16 protein-coding genes and 2 pseudogenes are annotated in these 16,901 nt (G+C 54.8%); 9 read left to right on the top strand and 9 right to left on the bottom strand.

Translation table 11 applies throughout. The annotated features are described in order from the left end of the window. Nucleotides 1-287 precede the first annotated feature (287 nt). Nucleotides 288-782, top strand: a complete 495-nt coding sequence (locus tag AMR74_RS15860; RefSeq protein WP_139043038.1) for a hypothetical protein — start codon at nt 288-290, stop codon at nt 780-782. Between the two features lie 352 nt (nt 783-1,134). Here AMR74_RS15860 and AMR74_RS17965 read toward each other — a convergent pair whose 3' ends face one another. From AMR74_RS17965 to AMR74_RS19725, 4 genes are all read right to left on the bottom strand, one after another. Then, nucleotides 1,135-1,788 carry a DUF7504 family protein gene (locus AMR74_RS17965; protein ID WP_077152420.1) on the bottom strand — a complete coding sequence of 218 codons (654 nt, stop codon included), beginning with the start codon at nt 1,786-1,788 and terminating at the stop codon, nt 1,135-1,137. After that, complete coding sequence (locus AMR74_RS15855; RefSeq protein WP_240471224.1) at nt 1,785-2,741, bottom strand: GAF domain-containing protein; 957 nt, start codon at nt 2,739-2,741, stop codon at nt 1,785-1,787. Before AMR74_RS15855 ends, AMR74_RS17965 begins: the two co-directional genes overlap by 4 nt. Nucleotides 2,742-3,138: 397 nt before the next feature. Further along, a complete protein-coding gene (locus AMR74_RS15850; protein WP_053773024.1) occupies nt 3,139-3,366 on the bottom strand; it encodes a hypothetical protein in 228 nt (75 codons plus the stop codon). A 226-nt stretch (nt 3,367-3,592) separates the two neighbouring features. Continuing rightward, a complete protein-coding gene (locus AMR74_RS19725; protein ID WP_077152430.1) occupies nt 3,593-3,676 on the bottom strand; it encodes a methyl-accepting chemotaxis protein in 84 nt (27 codons plus the stop codon). Between the two features lie 51 nt (nt 3,677-3,727). Between AMR74_RS19725 and AMR74_RS19720 the strand changes: the two are divergent. Together AMR74_RS19720 and AMR74_RS15845 are read left to right on the top strand one after the other, a co-directional pair. Beyond that, a pseudogene (locus AMR74_RS19720) lies at nt 3,728-3,922 on the top strand (RNA-guided endonuclease TnpB family protein); the annotation flags it as partial. A 252-nt stretch (nt 3,923-4,174) separates the two neighbouring features. Then, nucleotides 4,175-4,930 carry an SDR family NAD(P)-dependent oxidoreductase gene (locus tag AMR74_RS15845; RefSeq protein WP_053773023.1) on the top strand — a complete coding sequence of 252 codons (756 nt, stop codon included), beginning with the start codon at nt 4,175-4,177 and terminating at the stop codon, nt 4,928-4,930. Between the two features lie 133 nt (nt 4,931-5,063). On the opposite strand, the pseudogene AMR74_RS19985 reads toward AMR74_RS15845, so the two are convergent. The 5 genes and pseudogenes from AMR74_RS19985 to AMR74_RS17940 form a co-directional block, all read right to left on the bottom strand. Then, nucleotides 5,064-5,177: pseudogene (locus AMR74_RS19985) on the bottom strand (IS5/IS1182 family transposase); the annotation flags it as partial. 174 nt (nt 5,178-5,351) lie between these two features. Then, nucleotides 5,352-6,404, bottom strand: coding sequence for a lactonase family protein (locus AMR74_RS17945; protein WP_077152419.1), 1,053 nt, complete (start codon nt 6,402-6,404; stop codon nt 5,352-5,354). Nucleotides 6,405-6,408: 4 nt separating this feature from the next. Further along, nucleotides 6,409-7,293 carry an NAD-dependent epimerase/dehydratase family protein gene (locus AMR74_RS15840; protein WP_053773022.1) on the bottom strand — a complete coding sequence of 295 codons (885 nt, stop codon included), beginning with the start codon at nt 7,291-7,293 and terminating at the stop codon, nt 6,409-6,411. 32 nt (nt 7,294-7,325) lie between these two features. Beyond that, nucleotides 7,326-8,270, bottom strand: coding sequence for a mannonate dehydratase (locus AMR74_RS15835; protein WP_369335135.1), 945 nt, complete (start codon nt 8,268-8,270; stop codon nt 7,326-7,328). A 349-nt stretch (nt 8,271-8,619) separates the two neighbouring features. Beyond that, nucleotides 8,620-10,590 (bottom strand): amylo-alpha-1,6-glucosidase, encoded by a 1,971-nt coding sequence (locus AMR74_RS17940; protein ID WP_077152418.1) that lies wholly within the window; start codon nt 10,588-10,590, stop codon nt 8,620-8,622. Between the two features lie 403 nt (nt 10,591-10,993). On the opposite strand from AMR74_RS17940, the gene AMR74_RS18785 reads away from it, so the two are divergent. The 6 genes from AMR74_RS18785 to AMR74_RS15820 all read left to right on the top strand — a co-directional run bounded on the left by AMR74_RS18785 (nt 10,994) and on the right by AMR74_RS15820 (nt 16,899). Then, nucleotides 10,994-11,935, top strand: coding sequence for a hypothetical protein (locus AMR74_RS18785; RefSeq protein WP_139043037.1), 942 nt, complete (start codon nt 10,994-10,996; stop codon nt 11,933-11,935). Continuing rightward, on the top strand, nt 11,932-12,177 hold the full coding sequence (locus AMR74_RS19980; RefSeq protein WP_077152417.1) for a DUF1450 domain-containing protein: 246 nt from the start codon (nt 11,932-11,934) through the stop codon (nt 12,175-12,177). Before AMR74_RS18785 ends, AMR74_RS19980 begins: the two co-directional genes overlap by 4 nt. Beyond that, nucleotides 12,174-13,709, top strand: a complete 1,536-nt coding sequence (locus AMR74_RS17930) for a sulfatase (RefSeq protein ID WP_077152416.1) — start codon at nt 12,174-12,176, stop codon at nt 13,707-13,709. Before AMR74_RS19980 ends, AMR74_RS17930 begins: the two co-directional genes overlap by 4 nt. Nucleotides 13,710-13,789: 80 nt before the next feature. Next, the gene (locus tag AMR74_RS15830) at nt 13,790-15,103 is read left to right on the top strand and encodes an ABC transporter substrate-binding protein (RefSeq protein ID WP_053773021.1); all 1,314 of its coding nucleotides are present in this window, start codon (nt 13,790-13,792) and stop codon (nt 15,101-15,103) included. A gap of 21 nt (nt 15,104-15,124) precedes the next feature. Continuing rightward, nucleotides 15,125-16,012, top strand: coding sequence for a carbohydrate ABC transporter permease (locus tag AMR74_RS15825; protein WP_240471222.1), 888 nt, complete (start codon nt 15,125-15,127; stop codon nt 16,010-16,012). A gap of 134 nt (nt 16,013-16,146) precedes the next feature. Beyond that, nucleotides 16,147-16,899, top strand: coding sequence for a carbohydrate ABC transporter permease (locus AMR74_RS15820; RefSeq protein WP_053773019.1), 753 nt, complete (start codon nt 16,147-16,149; stop codon nt 16,897-16,899). Nucleotides 16,900-16,901: the final 2 nt, after the last annotated feature.

Genomic DNA, 16,901 nt, shown 5'->3' with positions numbered 1-16,901 from the left:
TTGGACTGGGAAGTGAAATGTCTTCTCGGTTGTCCTGATTCGCTGTATACTTCATCTGTACTGACCGAATCGATCTATCCTGATTTCGTCACCCCGACGTGACACATTCGCGCTGTGTATTCAGCAGCATTCACACATACTGCCCGGTCTCTGACAGCACCGCTGTGACCGATACAGAGGGTGTATACAGTATGGATACGCGTCCGATTTCACCACGATTGGACTGAACACCCCAATACACACCCAAAGCCTCAAGAGTCTATTCTCGTTCTTCTCAGCCAGTACGTATGCCCTCCACCACACGACGTGCATTCATAACAACTCTCGGAGCTACTGGAGTCGCTGGCCTCGCTGGTTGCAGTGCCATCGGTTCTAGGGACGTTCCAGCCGGATCTCTGCAATTGGTGAATAGAGACACACTTCCGCACGAAATTGCGATGGAGATCGTCGATGTCGGAACCGAGTACGATGAGGATACACGGGAAGTCGTCGGTGATCCGATGGTGCCCCAGCCGCTCACCGAGCGGCGCACCACTGCTGTACTCGGTGCTGACACGACCCGAACCTACGAAGCGGTCTTTTCCGAGCCGCTGTGGTATACCGTTCGGTTCACTATCGACGGCGAGGTAGCCACCAAACCGGACGGTAGCATCAGTTTTTATCCAGGGCCAATTGAGGAGAGTAACGTGGCCGGGGAATACCTCAGAGTCGGAGCGCTCGAAAATGGTGAGAAAACCATAGTTGTCTCTGGGACAGATAACGGAGGTCCGTTTGAGCAGTAGCTAGAAAGCAGAGCTCGGTGGGGTTACTGACCAATTCATACTCGGGGGGTTTCAGCGTCGGAAGGCTGACCGACTCGCGCCCTGTATTCATCACGGAATGTTCTATCAATTTGCGAATAGTAGTGTTTCACTGAGTTCGGGAAGAGCCTTGTAGATTTGATTTTACTGTTCAGAAAACCCCCGTTTCCTGTACGTTAGAGGGTATCACAGAATGGCCGTTACGGGCACCGTGAGGGAACGCTTGCTTAGCTGAGTTCGAACAATAGTGCCGAAAAAGAGAACTACTCTTGGTAGAAATCGCTATACAGCAGGTATGTGAACTGTTCTATGACACCCTCTGTATAACATTAAGTCATAGTGAAATATCGAGGGTCCCATCGCTTCCGGGTATGCCAGAGATCTCGAGTGTGGCCTGATTTCGACCAGTCATTTCGACCTCAATTCTGGCAGTAAACGAAGTTTCCATACCTTTGATCATACTATCGACGTTAGTGTTCATATCGGCACTTCGGTCGATTGCGACAGCCCCAATTCCGTCGCCACGTCGGAGGTCAGTCAAGAAATTTGAATTGAGGAACCGAAAGACCGATCTCGTATCGTCAACTTCGCTGGCGATTGTCGAACAAAGGAAAATACCAGACCGGAAGCGGGCAGCTGACTGTTGCGATGCAGCGACGAGACTCGAGAACTGCATTCCGGTCTGCGTGAGGTCTCCGATATCATCGATAGCGGAGACATCATCGCCGCGAGCCGGTCCCTTCGCAGTCAGTATGGAAGCTCGGGACCCTGCACCGTCACGGGCGGCGTTGAGTGTCCGCCGGATTGTTCGTCCGCCGGCATTCGTTGCAAGGATAACGGCTCGCTCATCCTCTTCAGGGGCAACAAGGCGTGAGAAGACAGTTTTCAGTACATCCGTATCTGTTCCGGTGAGAAGAATTGAACAACCGTTTTCGATCTCATCGATCGGAAGTTGCGACGTACCGAACTCGTCAGCGTGAAGGCTCACTGTCCGACCTCCACGCGGCGGCTTGCGCGCACAGACTGCCGAAGCTCTAAGATTTCCATCACCGTTTCGGCAAACTGCTCGAGTTGATGTCGTTCCGCTTCAGTGTACGTCCTTGGCTCGTGGTCTAATGCACACACTTGCCCAATGACGTGACCGTCCGGAGTCGTCATGTTGGCGCCAGCATACGAAACGATTCCAAGATTCTCTAGCTGTTCGTTTTTGCTGAACCGATTGTCATTAGCGATGTTTTCAACGACCATTACGTCATCTTGTAGCATACTGTGCGTACACATCGTGTCTTCACGCGTTAACGAGTCCCAATCTGCGCCGGTACACGCGAGGAAATTCTCCTCGTCTTTCTCTAACAAACCAACGAACGCAACCGCGATATCGAAGTGCGTCGAAATGAGGTCAGTGATACGCTGGAAGCTCTCTTCAATCGGTAACTCGTCGATATCATACTCTTCGAGCGCTTTGAGCCGTTCCTCTTCGTTGTCCGGAGTGAGAAACCCCACCTGTGCGCTGTGGTCGATAACATCGTTAATAATGAAGCCAAGACGGTCCTTCGCGTCGGGCAAGTCTCGATTGAGATACTCAACAAGTACCTCCTCAAACGATTTGGTGTCGATATCTGATGGCGAAACGTCGGTGAACAACACTACCGGTGTCTGTGGAATACGATCTCTAACATGTTGGATAATGTCCATCCCGTTGCCATCGGCGAGCGTATAAGATGTAACGACTCCGACGACAGACCCGTCATTGATGATATCACGGGCAGATTCAACTGATGTAGCTGTTACTGTGGTGAGATTCTCTTCATCCTCAACTGCGGATGACATCGAAGAGATTCGATCTTCAGTATCAACGCACAGCACCTTACGTGACATAATGAAAATTTGCTCTTCTACGTTTAGATAGCTACTGCCCAAATTATCAAAAGGAAAATCCACTCGCTGTGTGATTTATATTTAAAATATAAAATGAGTTGCTGAATCCGATGACTGCGTAGGGATCACTGTTTGAGAGCTTGTTCGAGGTTGTAGACTGCGGCGGTCAACACGAGTTCGTGGGACTTGCGGTACCAAGCGCGAGGGTGGACAGCGGGGCCGAACCGACGCTTGATTGTCAAAAAGGCCGTGTTAGCTATCCAACGTTTTGGGTTGATGATCTGTGTGGTGGTCCCCCGTAGATCCACAATCACTTCCACGTGGCGAGGGGTATTCGAGAGGGTGGTCATCGCGGTGGGGCGATCGAAAATCTAAGAAACCACATCCAGGGATACACAGTAGCCCTGGCTCTCCAGTTCGAACAACAACGCCCGTTCCCGCGTATCCGTGTCGGTCATGGTTAGGCGAGGTCCTCCGAGACGTCATCGAGTGCTGTAGATTCGTCCTTCTTGAGGCGGAACTGATCAATGACCTCGTGGACGTCCTCACTCGTGGCCGCAACGCCTTCGGTTGTTTCGGCGATACTCTCCATCGAGGTGGTCTGTTCTTCGAGGCTGGCCGAAATCTGTTGGAGGCTGGCAGCCATCTCTTGGGAGAGCGCCGCGGTCTCCTCGACGGCACTCGTCACCTCCGCGGTGTTTTGCGCCTAGGACTCGAGGGCATCACTGATCTCCACGATGCCGCTCCCGGACTCGCTCGCCCGTGATTGAATTTCGGTGAGGGTTTCCACGACGGTCTTCACAGCGTCCGCACCCGGTCGAGACTTCGTCGTTCGCATCCTCGATGGTCTCAACGACGCGACGGGTCTGGCACTTGGCCGCCTCCACGATCTCCGAGATGTCGGTAGCGGCGCCCTAGGACTCCTCGGCAAGTTCCTTCACCTCGTTCGCAACAACCGCAAACCCATCTCCGGACTCACCCCCGCGTGCGGCTTCGATGACTCGCGTTGAGTGCGAGGAAGTTGGTCTGGTCAGCGATGCCGGCGATAAGCCTGTCCGTCGTGTGGATTTGAGACGGACAGAGACGCGAATGCAGCGATGAACGTCTTACAGAGAGGCTTTGCTGAATTAGGGCTGGGATGGCCCGAAGACACGCCTGTAGAGACTGTGACCGCTACGGACACGACTCATTTCGAGTCCGTGTCTGTAAGTCATGGCGTGGAAACAGGAAGCCTCGGGGTTTGACCCCGAAGCGATTCACCGCGTAGAGTAAGTTCTGAACAGTAGCCAGCGTACATCGATCACTCTTCCTCATCGCTGAGGGCGTACTTGACCTTCATCTCGCCACTACTGTAGGTCTCGACACTGCACAGTCGCCAGTTAGTGTTCGTTAATGATGATATACAGCCAATGCTGGATAAACTCTTACAGATAAGTATATTATAATTGTTTGGCAATAACTAACAATACACGTGAAACAACGTGGTGGGAGACATTATGAACGGAATACAAGACGGAGTTGCGGTCGTCACTGGCGGGGGATCGGGAATTGGTCGACAGTCATCACTTCGGTTTGCCGAAGCAGGAGCAAACGTCGTTGTCGCCGATATCAACGAGGAGGGTGGCCACGAGACGGTTGAGATGATCACGAGTGACGGGGGCGAAGCGACGTTCGTCAAGACAAACGTCACCGACTCTGATGATGTTGACGCGATGGTACAGACGGCGCTCGACGAGTACGGCGGACTTGACTTCGCACACAACAACGCTGGCATCGCAGATGAGGGTACCCGCCTTGCTGAATACGACGAAACACAGTGGGATCGGATGATCGATGTGAATCTGAAAGGCGTTTGGCGATGTCTGAAAGCCGAGATCCCAGAGATGATTGAACGAGGTGGTGGCGCCATCGTCAACACTTCCTCGGTCGCTGGTGTGAGTGCGAACGGAAGCGCACACTACGCGGCCAGTAAACACGGCGTTATTGGACTGACTCGGCGGGCAACGGTTGACTATGCTGAGGATGGAATCCGGTTCAACGCTGTCTGTCCGGGTGTCATCGACACGCCAATGGTCCAACAGGCGGGAGAGGACAACAGTGAAGAGATGGACCGCATTACTGCGGGTATCCCAGTAGGACGCCTCGGTGAGCCCCAAGAAATAGCCGATACAGTCGTTTGGCTTTGTTCTGAGGATTCCTCCTACGTGATGGGACAGCCAATTATTGTCGACGGAGGGTTGCTTGCTCAGTAGCTGAACAGATACCGCAGAGGTGGCTTTCATTTCGGCGGCAACATGGTGTCTCCGTACACCGCAGTGCCGCCGCGATGAAGGTGTCGTAGAAGACATCTCATACCTAACACCAATCGCTCAAGGCAAAGCGTTGCGTAGGAAGTTCAGCTAATCTGAGGGCAGACCGTGTGCGAGGCATCTCAATCAGTTCGTCAAGTTCGACGCCGAGACGCTCCAGATGTTCATGGAGTTCGTCTAGCTGCCGAGAGACACCTTAGTCTGATGTCGAAACACGGGCGTAGATTGCTGTGTCTGAGGGTCCGTTTCTGAGTGCGCGCTACTGTATTAAGCAAGTGGGGGTTACTGCGGTTTTGTGTATACCACTTCCTTCTCGACGGATTTTCGAGATCAGTTGGAACTTAGCTAGGCGATAGAGTGGATCTCAAATGAATCGCAAACATGTTGGAGAGCCTATTTTTGTCAGAAATTCTTTTGAATATAGTTCTCCAGTTGTAACGTCGAACGCACCTATTGTCACGTCGTTGCTGTGTTGGTGGCAGACGAAGATCCGTTCGCTGTCCGGGTGAATTGCGAAATTCCGGGGCCATCGGCCGGCGGTCGGCGTGACCGCTTCACGGACCACTTCTTCCGGAGACGCGCAGATCCGGAACGTGGCGAGAGAATCGTGGCCACGATTCGAGGCGAACAGGTACTCTATGGATGGGTGGACGTGTACGTCAGCGGCAAGGGTATCAGTTGACTCGACGCCGTCTGGGAGTGTGGATAGGGTTTCCACAATTGTCGGCCGGTGGGGGTCAGCAAGGTCAACAACCGAGAGCGTCGCGTTGAGTTCGTTCACGAGGTATCCGACGGGCGCTGTCGGGTGTACTGTGAAGTGACGCGGGCCTGACCCCGGCCGGCAGCCGACCGCCGCGTCCGGGAGCGGACGAAGCCGGTCAGTATCTCGGTCAAGTTCGTATACTGCGACGCGGTCAGCGCCGAGGTCCGGTACGTAGACGAGCGAGTCGGTTACAAACTGAGCCGAATGAGGGTGCGGTGAAGCCTGTCGGTCACTTTTCGGGCCGCCCCCCTCGTGACGCCGTAGGTCTAGCGGCCCGTCGAGGGCTCCGTCTGTCCTCAGAGATAGCAGGGCCACGGAGCCGCCCGCGTAGTGAGCAACGATCGCGTACTTGCCGTGCGGACCGATCTCGACGTGACAGGGGCCAGCGTCGCCCGTCTCTGTCCGGTCAAGACGGGTGAACTGACCGTTCGCAGAGTCTACCTCGTAGGAGACCGCCCCTCCCGATTTGCACTCGTTTACAGCCACGATGAGTGGCTCAGACGGGTGAACATCGAGGAACGACGGATTAGGCTCGTCGGCCACATCGAGTCGTTCGATCGAGTTGCCGTCGACTCGGTGCGAAGTGAGCCCGGCTTCGCCGGACTCGGTGTACGACCCAATGACCGCAAGGCCGTGTTCCAACTCATCGATCATGCGACTACAACCCTCGCCAGGTCTGCGTCGGCTCCCACCCGAGTAGCGACTCGGCCTTCGAAAGGTCGAAGAGCGTCTTGTGATCCTCGGGCGGTTCATGAACGGTCACACCCGGATAGAACTCTTCGATTAACGCGCTCGTTGGCGCATCGGCAGTCGTGTCCCCTGCGACTGCCCAGAACAATTCGTGCCCTTCGAAGTCAGCTTCAACGGCTTTCCGCGCTATCGATGTCGCGTCCGTCATCGCGAGGTACGAAAAGAGCACGTCGCGGCCGGTAGCAGGGTGTACATTGCTGAGTACATCAAGCGACCGATCGACTTCGAGAAATGCCTCGCGCATCTCTGCGTCGGTCATCACCCACGGGTACCGTAGCGACGAGATTGTCAGGTCACATGAGGGCCGTCGTCCGAAGCCATCGGCCGTCACTTCCATCGCGTGTTTCGCGATTCCGTACGAATCGTCGGGCGTTCGCGGGTGGCTTTCGTCGACCGGGATATAGCGAACGTCTGCGGGGCGCTCCTGGTGTTCACTACCGAGTGCGTTGATGCTCGACGCGAGACACACCGACTCCAGGCCGAGTTCATCGGCCGCCTCCAAGACGTGTACCGCTGAGAGAACGTTGCTCTCGTAGACGCGAAAGTCTGGGTTACTGTACGGGTCCGGGATCGTCCCCATGTGGACCACGGCGTCGGCACCGTACTTCGCGAGCGCGCCGTACGTGTCTCCCGCGTCCAGCAGATCCGTGGTGACGTACCGGTCCGAGACGTCTTCTCGTTGCTTACCACGCGCGATATTGACCGTCTCGTAGTCGTGGTCGCTCAGATGGTCAAGGATCGCTTCGCCGATCTTGCCGTTGCCGCCGGTCACCGCTATCGTATCGATTGTCATCCTTTGTGTGGTCTCCGTGCTTGTCAGCCGAATTACTCCAGTAGACCTTTGATGTAGCCGATGGCAAACAGCCGACCCATGTCGGTATAGCCGGCCATAGCGTCCTCGCGGTCCTGTTCACCGACCATCCGTGGGACGTGGTCGGGCCGGATCGGTCCGTCGAAACCGATCTCTCGATACGCCTCGATGGCGGCCTTCATATTGGTCGGTCCCTCGTCATGCCACGTCTCCACGAAACTCCGCTCGTTGCCTTCGACATCGCGGAAGTGGACGAAGTGGATCCGGTCGCTAAATTCGCGGATGGCTTCGATCGTGTCGCCCTCCATCGCCGAGAAATTCCCCTGACAGAAGGTAACGCCGTGATTCTCGCTATCGTGGAGGTCAAGGATTCGGCGGTAGTCGTCGTATGACTGTACGATCCGCGGAACGCCCCGCACTGGTGAGGTGGGTGGGTCGTCAGGATGGAGTGCGAGCTTGACTCCGTACTCCTCCGCGACAGGGACGATCGCGTCAAGAAAGTACTCCAGATTCTCCCACAGTTCTGGCTTGGTGATTCCAGCGGCCTCGTGGTCCGGCGCGCGTTCTGTCCACTCGTGGTCGTAGCCGATCCGCTGGGAGTCGCCGCGGCCTGGCAGTGAATCCGAGGTTCGGACCACGCCGAGCGGATTCTCGGTCCACACCCAGCAGTAGGTGTCGATCCCGAGCCGGCCCATGTTCTCGATTAGCGTCTTGACGGTCTTGATCTCTCCGTCGCGGCCCTCTTCCCCGAGGACGGTCTTCTCCATCGGGGGGCGGTCCTCGACCACTTCCAGCGAGAAGCCTTGGTCGGCGAAGCGGGTGACAGTACGCTGAAGCGTGTCGTACTCCCACCAGTTGTTGACTCCCCAAAAACGGACGACAGCGGTGTCAATACCGAGTTGCTTCGCAATGGTCCAGCGTCGGTCTGGCTTCGGCGGGAGCATTACGGTCGGATTCATGTCGTAGCGGTCAGTCATTGTGTTCGTGGTCGTGGAGTGTCGATCGCCGAGTTATATGAGGATTGTCAGCACCCGTACTACGCACTACCTGGGTGGCAGTTGTGCTCAACATCCGGTAAGCAGAGGCGACAAAGTCATCGCCCCGTTCCGCCGGGAGCCGCTTCTTGTACCAGAGGGTAGCGCCACAGTATAGACCGGTACATGCGAGGAATTGGTAATTTAGTGTCCAAAACAGGTCGCCTGCGCGGTCGTATGAGGCAGCACGCTCAGTAAGCACGGTAGAGACACCGAAAGGCTCTGCCAGTTTCCAGCTATATTGACGCGATACGATCGATATCATGTCACTTACTTACTGAGCTGCGAACCATTCGACAGCGGCAGAAATAAATCCGGACTCGTCACTAGGATTCTGAGAAACATCGGAACCAGGTGGTTTAACACCGGAAAGAGCACGGACCAAAGCGTATGGGGTTCCTGCGCCCCATGCTTGTGGTTCGCATGATTCTGGATAGCCGATCGGTTTGGTTTGGTCTGAAAACCCACAGAATACCTCCGGTATACGATTATCCGTGTGGTTGCTTGCAGCATCGAGAATACTTTTTGAGAGCTGCTCGACCCGATCATCGTAACCGTACCGTGCGAGGCCGAGTGCGATGAGAGAATTGTCGTGAGGCCAGACGCTCCCGATGTGATAGGAAACAGGACTATATCCGTCGTCAGCGGTCGACATTGATCGAATACCCCACCCCGAGTACAATTTATCAGAGAACAACTGGTCCACGATAGTATCAGTTCGACCGGGATCGATGATCCCAGACCAAAGACACTGCCCAACGTTTGACGTGTACGCGTCCACTCGCTGGCCATCGCCAGTCAGCGCCGCAGCGTAATAAGAGCGTCCGGGAAGCCAGAATTTCCTATTGAATTGCTTGTATATCTGGTTCGCGCGTGACTTGAGGGCGTCTGCCCTATTAGGCTCGTCTAGAACAGTACTGAGCAGGTGGACACCTCTGGTGAGTGCATCGTACGTGTACCCCTGGACTTCAGCACTGGCAAGCGGTGGTGTAGCTTCTGTACCATCAGCGTATTGAACGCTCATATCTGAGTCCTTCCACGCAGTGTGAACGAGTCGGCTGTCATCTGTCGTATCGTAGTATACGAACGGATCGTCGGCGACAGCATCCATCGCATTGGTCACCCATTCAAGCGCGGCGTCAAGATTCGAAGCGAACTGCTCAACAAGTGTCTCGTCGCCGGTCCATCGGACTGTCTCATCCAGCAAAATAATCCACAGTACGGTTGCGTCAATCGTGCCGTAGAAGGGGTCGTACTTAATTTCACCGCGGCGAGCAAGTTCGCCATGTCTGATCTCGTGGAATATTTTCCCAGGCTCCGCACGGGGGGCAGGGTCGTAGCTGGTCGCCTGATAGTCAGCAAGATATGATAGAGTCCCTACCGCGAGTTCAGGCACGACAGGAAGAACTTGAAATGCTGTTAACAGTGAGTCTCGCCCAAAGACGGTGGCAAACCATGGTGCGCCGGCCAGTAAGACAGGACCATGTGAGGAGTGAGCCGTAAGTGCCTCGAGATCAGCGGCGGCCTGCTCGAATGTCTCGGAATACGTTTTTGTCTCGGTCTCAATTATTGGGATGTCCGGGAGTGAGGTCGTTGCTAAGCGTGAGCTTGGAGTAGTATCAATAGATGTTTTGACATTTACACGGACGGTGCCAGTCTCTTGCTCCAAAAGGTCGAATTGGAAGTCTACACGTCCCCTTGCGAGCTCATCAGGAACGGGATCAAACGAAATCGTAGTCTCGTACTGAACGGGTGTTCCACTAGGGGTTTCGTAATCATACGCGTAGGTGATACAGTCACTCTTGAGTGTCGTCTCGATATCGCGATCGATCCCAGCGTTGACGCCGCGGACTTCAAACAGGTCGGCAAAATCAGCGTCAAATTCCAGGCTGATATATTTGCTGACCGGATTACTTGAGTGGTTGGTGATCGAAATTACTTCGCTGAACCGCCCATCACGGGCGACACGTCGATCGCGTTCGAGAATCACTGAGGTTCGTTTGTCTTCGCCGGAGTCAGAGATTTCGTTGACGGTTGAGAATCCGTCAGCAAGACGGACTAGGTGATGGTTCGGTGCGAGTAGATCGTCCCCAATGGCGCTGAATGAGTTGTTGTCAATAGTTACATCAATCCCAGTGAGGAACCGTGTATCCCGACGGTAGAGCCCACCATGTGTCGGTCTAACACCAGATCGTGTCGTGTGAAGCAGTGTGTACCCGTCGATAAGAGAGATGTTAGTCGGCATGCGTGTGCCCTCCGACAGCGGCTCTCGTTTTGATCACGACAATCAGGAGGCTGCGACGCAGTGCGATATACATCCGTATCTATAACCAACGAAAGCTAGTATATAATCTTTTGTGTACCTCCACTCTTAGTAGTTGTATTCTCTATAACCGGGAATTGTATCTTAATAAGCGCTCTATCCCGGAAATTCATACTATGTGATTCGTCTACTATATAAAAACAGATAGGCCATCCGCTCAGCTGTCGCAACTACGATTTAACGGATAGGCTGCCTTCTTTTATTATTATGAATAGGGCTGATTCGGTGAAATAGAGATCGATAACTCACTAGCCCGCGTTTTTCAAAACAACAACTTAGAGTAGTGGTACAAAATCTATATTTAGATTGAATATAATCGTTGACTATGGGAAACTTTGCCCCACCGCCGCCTTTGGATGCGAATGCCACCACGATGATCATGGAACCACCCGAGCGTGGAGAGGGCAACTGGGTCGGTGCGCCGTGTGTCCACCGTCACAAGGGACGAACATTCCTCGCTGTTCGTGAACGAAATCCCGACGAGCGAGGACATACGATTGTGATCTATGAACGCGATAGCATTGAGACGTATACTGAGCGGGTTCGCATTACCGCAGCGGAGCTCGGTGTCACAAGTATTGAGCGCCCTGCGTTGACGACCGATCCTGACTCGGGAAAGTTCAAACTCTACCTGCCGGTTGACGCACACCGAAACTGCTGGCATATCCAAAAACTCGCTGATGTTGACGAACTAGCAGCGTTCGACCCGGCGACTGCTCGCGATGTCCTCAGACCTGAGGGTGGTCATACGGACCGTTCGACGGTCAAAGACCCGTACGTCATCACAACAGGTGGAAAGTACTATATGTTCTATGCGGGGAGCGACGGTCATAGTACGAGGGCACACCTCGCGACGAGCATCGACGGTGATACTTGGTCACGTCGAGATGAGCCTGTTCTAAACAGTCAGTTCTGGCATGATGAACGGACCCGGATCTCCTGTGTCGTGCCGGCACCTGACGCGCCTGTCTGGTATGTCTTCTATGATGGGTCCGGGCGAACGGATTATGGCAGTACGTGGAATCTCCGAACCGGACTTGCGATCTCGCCAGATCTCCGGGCGTGCGAGGACACTTCCCCACAGGGTCCAATCATCTCGGCTCCGACGGCAAATAACCGACTCGCACCACAGACTTTCGCCACGTGCCGATACATGGATGTATTACTAACTGACAATGGCTGGGATGTATACTTCGAGATGGCCCGTGACGACGGGTCATTCGCGCTCTATTATCAACAACTCACCGCGGAGAGGTTCCGAACATGACTGTGGGCCACTCTCCTGACGTTGACGATCAGCCCCTATACGTTGAGTACTGCCTCGCCAACATCTCCCCACAACAACGCGTAACCCTGGAGCACGCCGATATAGAAACTCGTGGTTCTACCTGTCTTGACCGATGTGGACGATGTTATCGATCCACGTTTCTCGTCGTTAACGGGAGTCCTATCGACGGCGCCACTTGTGAGAAATTCATCAATACACTGAAACAGGGTGACCCGGAGTGAACGTGCTGTTCGTTTCTATTGACAGTCTCCGTCGGGACTTCCTTTCGGCTTATCGTGATCGGCCCTTCGGCTACGACTACGCCGTAGAAACGCCGAATCTCGATCAGTTCGCCGATCGCGGGACGGTGTTTGACGCTCATTATGCGGGTAGTCTGTTCTGTATGCCGGCGCGTCGAGAGTGGCTTACGGGCACCCGTGAATTTCCGTGGCGCGGATGGGGCCCAATCGAGCCGTTTGATGATACTCTTCCCCGAATCGCCCGCTCTACTGGTACGGTAGCAGGCCTCGTAACAGATCATTACCACTACTTCCAGCACGGTGCTTCGGGGTACTACGAGGATTTCAGCGGGTTCGAGTTCGTCCGGGGACATGAGCATGACGCGTGGCGAACAGCACCCAGAGAAATCGACGCGTCGTTTGCCTCCCAGATTCAGGCGAGCGATCCTGACGAACTGTCCTACACGCACCGAGCACAGTACGCTCGGAATGTCGCTAATTTTGATCCTGAAGTCGAGTCGGACTTTTTTGCACCGAAAGTGTTCTCTCGGACGGCAGAATGGATTGAAGACAACCAGTGTTGGGACGACTGGTTCTGTTTCGTCGATAGCTTTGACGTTCACGAGCCGTTCCACTGCCCAGAGCCGTACGCATCGATGTACACCGATGCGGATCCTCACAACCCGGAGCTCCCGGTGTGGCCACGCTGGGGTCGCCTAGATGCCGGCCAGGCAGCCATTGACGATCAATCACTCGCGTTCGTCAAGGCGCAGTTTGCTGGCAAGGTCACGATGGTCGACGAGTGGTTCGGGCGACTCTGTGACCGACTCGACGCGATTGACGCATGGTCGGATACGGTCGTGATTGTGACCGCCGATCACGGGTTCTCGCTGGGTGATCACGGATGGCTCGGGAAGGCCGACGGACCGCTGTACAATACCTTGGCACATACGCCGTTGCTCATTTGGCACCCTGCGTACAGCGAGACAGTTGACCGTGTCGACGCGCTGACGAGCGCAGTGGATCTACACCCGACAATCGCGTCGCTACTAGGTGGTGAGACGAACGGACCGCATGGCCGGTCGGTGATACCGTTACTTGAGGGAGACGCGGTTTCGATTCGCGACGCCGCCTTGTACGGCATCTGGGGATCCGATATCAACGTCACCGACGGCCGGTATACCTACCATCGCCAGTGCGACGAGACGCGGCCAGCCACTGGCAAGTCAACCTACCAGCTGAACCCGCGTGCGGTTTTCCATCCCCCTGACCCACCCGAAGATCTAACAGTGTCGAAACTTCCGTATGCGGAGTCTCCTGTGTGGTGCTACGAGGTCCCAAGTATCTCCCGTCAGGACGATACGATGCTGTTCGATACAACTGTTGATCCCACTCAAGATCATGACGTGTCCTCCTCGGCATCCACAGAGAGACGACGACTGCGAAAGCTACTCGCATCCAGGTTAGATGATCTATCGGTGCCAGCAACCGAGTATACCCGCATTAACCTTGATCCGCCGGCAGCATCCGATTGAGGACCTGAGCTGTACTAGAACAACTACTCAAGATAGTTGTCACCCAAATATTTAAGTTCATTATTAATAATAGGGTACATATGGGAGAGTCCCATAACGCGCACCTTGACCGACGTACCGTACTCGGAGGCGCCGCCGCGCTCGCCGGCGGTCTTGCTGGCTGTATGGGTGGCGGGAGCAGCGGCGGTGGGGGTAACTCCATCGAATACTGGAGTATTCACAACTCTGAGGACCGACGCTCAGTAATCGAACCGACGATCGAGTCGTTCGAAGAGGACGCCGGTGTTGATGTCGAGACAAACTTCGTCGACAACAACGACATCGGTACCCAACTCCAGAGTGCGATCTCGTCCGATTCGTTACCCGACGCAGCACTATTGGCAGTCCAAGACATTCAGCGTCTCGGCAACGACGGCGCCGTGTCAACTGAAAGTGCGACCGCCGTCGTCGAAGAGTTGGGAGAAGACGACTTCCGTGACGCGACACTCAATTTTGTCAGCAATCCCGACGGCGGGTACTACGCGGTCCCATCAACTTCGTGGGTTCAGGGCGTCTGGTACCGCCAGAGCGCGTTCGAGGAGGAGGGTCTCGATGATCCGCTCACTTGGGACGCTATCCTTGAGGCCGCGGAGACGTTTCATGATCCCGATAACGGTACGTATGGGATCGGGTTCGGGACCCAGCAGGACGCGTACGCGCGCCAGTGCTTCACCCAGATGGCCCGTGCCAACGGTGGACTTGTCGTCAACGCCGATGGGGAGGTCGTCTTCGACGAGCCGGAGATTGTCGAGACACTGGAGTACGTCCAAGACCTTAGCCAGTATACGCCCGGCGCAATCACCTTTGACGATACCCGGCAGCTCTACGAGAACGAGGAGATCCACATGACGCTGTGGTCGACAAATATTCTGCGGCACATCCTGAACAACGTCGGCGAAGAGATGGCTCAAGACACCGGATTCGCTTCCTACATGGAAAACTCACGGCAGTCGACATACGGGCAGGTGCTCGGTCATCCTATCTTTAACAGCTCCGGCGCAAAACGAGAGTCCGCAGAAGGTCTCGTCGAGCATGTGACCTCTGGCGAAGCCTACATCTCATGGGCGCACGCGGCCCCCGGCGGCATGGTTCCAGCTAGACAATCGGTTACGGAAACTCAAGAGTACCAAAACAACGAAATCCTGTCGGCATGGGGAGACACAATCTCACAGTTCACCTCGGCAATGGACAACATGGAGCGGTTTGATCTCGTTGATGGGACACAGGTTCCCGAGTTCGGTGACATCGCGAGCGCGGCGCTCGTCGAAGGGGCCGTGAACCGCGTCGCGGTCCAAGGTGACGATCCCGAGACCGTAGCACAAGAGCAGGCGGAGGCGATGCGGGACGAAGTATAGGGAATGTCGACTACCACACTCGTGAAAGATCGGATCGAGCACATCGATCCACGCCGACGCGAGACGTTGCTAGGGTATCTGCTAGTATTGCCGTCGGTACTGCTTATCGGAGCGGTCATTATATATCCGCTGGCATACAACCTATATCTCGGATTCACGGAGGTCCCCCTCAATCCGGACCAATCACCGACTTGGGTTGGCTTCCAGAACTATGAGGCACTGATCGGCAGTAGCCGATTCTGGGAGGCGACAATCAACACCGTTGTGTTCACGGTGGGGAGTACACTGCTTGCTACCGCAGTCGGTCTCGGTGTCGCGATCCTGTTTGATCGGACGTTCCGCGGTCGACGGCTGGCTCGTGGCCTCGTTCTTCTCCCGCACGTCACTCCTATCATCGCCGTCGCGTTCGCCTGGCAGTTCATGCTCGACCCGCTATGGGGAAACCTCCCTGATCTTCTCGCTTGGCTTGGTCTCTACGAGAGTGAAGTCGGACTACTACAATCCCGCGAGCAGGCCTTGCCGATGGCGATCCTCTTCGACGTGTGGCGGAATTTCCCGTTCGCGTTCCTCCTGTTTATTGCACGATTACAAGCGATCCCACAGAGCATGTACGAAGCAGCGACGATTGACGGGGCTGGTCGGGTCGCACAGTTCAAAGACATCATCCTACCGGAGCTCAAAGGAACGATCCTGATCGCGATACTTCTGCGGTTTGTCTGGGAATTCAACGCGTTCGAACCGGTGTGGTTGCTCACCCGAAATCTTGAAACACTCCCGATTTACGCCTACAAGTCGGCGTTCTCAACTTACGACCAAGGACTCGGTGCGGCGATTGCCGTCATGCTGTTTCTGTTCCAATTGGTCATGGTAGCCGGCTACATGCGCTTCGTGGGGGAAGACGAGCTATGACGGTCCGAGAGAGTGTAGTTAACAGTTTTCGAGTTCTGCGTGATGGATATCGGCGATCGTCGCTATTAGCTCGACTGGGATTCTACGCTGCGACTGTATTAACGCTCGTTTTCTCACTATACCCATTTTATGTGATGCTCATCACGAGCCTCTCCCCTAATGAGGCATTGTACTCGCGTGATCGCGGTGTAGTCCCGGAATCGTTAACTCTCGAGCACTACGACGTTATTTTTGAGAGTGGTACCTTTCCTGTCCAGACATACTTTTTCAACAGTCTGTCAGTCGCACTAATCACTTCTGTGATTGCGCTGGTCGTCAGTATTCTCGGAGCTTACAGCTTTACGCGCATCGACTATCCCGGAAGCACCACTATTCGCCGAGGTATCATCGTCGTGTATATGCTCGCGGCCATCACGCTTGTGATCCCATTATTCCAGTTATTGGTTCAGTTCGGACTCGTCGATACTAGGCTGAGTCTTTATATTACGTACACGGTAAAAACGCTCCCGCTGACACTCTATATCCTCTGGAACTACTTCCGATCGCTCCCCGTGGAAATAGAGGAGGCGGCGTTTATTGACGGTTACTCTCGGCTCGAAACGATCGTACGCGTCATCGTTCCAGTGAGTCTACCGGTGCTCGTCGCCGCGTTCCTCTTTTCATTCAAGATTGCCTGGAATGAGTACCTGTTCGCGAGCGTTTTCCTCCAGTCAGAGTCGCTGTACACGCTTCCGATTGGTATCGAAACGCTCGACAGTGCGTTCCAGAACGTCTGGGGCGAGATTATGGCAGCATCAATTATTACCACGCTTCCGATTATTGTGATGTTTCTGTACCTCGAAAAGTATATGGTTGAAGGGTTAACCGCCGGAGCGGTGGAGGGATAAAA

Source organism: Halorubrum tropicale, assembly GCF_001280455.1.
Taxonomy (GTDB): domain Archaea; phylum Halobacteriota; class Halobacteria; order Halobacteriales; family Haloferacaceae; genus Halorubrum; species Halorubrum tropicale.
The sequence above is the reverse complement of the archived record's forward strand: the minus strand, read 5'-3'. Positions and strand labels throughout refer to the sequence as shown.